General features: G+C 71.0%; 1 protein-coding gene. It reads right to left on the bottom strand.

The window, feature by feature from the left end:
• Positions 1-386 (bottom strand): LapA family protein (locus tag NBZ83_RS32730; protein WP_308203861.1); only part of this gene is annotated, 386 nt, incomplete at both ends.

Below are 386 nucleotides of genomic sequence, written 5' to 3'. Positions count from 1 at the left end.
TAAGAGACAGGTGCCGCGCCGGGCCACCTTGCGGAGCTGGATCATGCGGCCGACGCCGGGGATCGCGACGAGAAGCGCGCCGGCGATCGCCGAGAACAGCATCGCCACGGCGAGCGGGATCGACCCGTGCGCGCCGAGGTAGGACAGCTTCACGTCGTCCTGGTTCTGCAGGATGAAGATCAGTAGGAGGATGAGGACGAGCGCGAACAGCAGCAGCGTCGTCCAGACCCGGCTGGTGCGCGTCGCCGGGATGTGCGTCCGCTCGGTGCGCCCGTTCCGTCCCAGGCCCCGCCGTTGCCTGCCCGGGTCGATCGTCGGTGATCCCGGGTCGGTCGTCGGTGCGGTCGGTGACCGCGGCGCGGTGGTGGTCGGCGGCGGGTAAGCGG

It is taken from the genome of Frankia gtarii (assembly GCF_025403375.1).
GTDB lineage: Bacteria > Actinomycetota > Actinomycetes > Frankiales > Frankiaceae > Frankia > Frankia gtarii.
The sequence above is the reverse complement of the archived record's forward strand: the minus strand, read 5'-3'. Positions and strand labels throughout refer to the sequence as shown.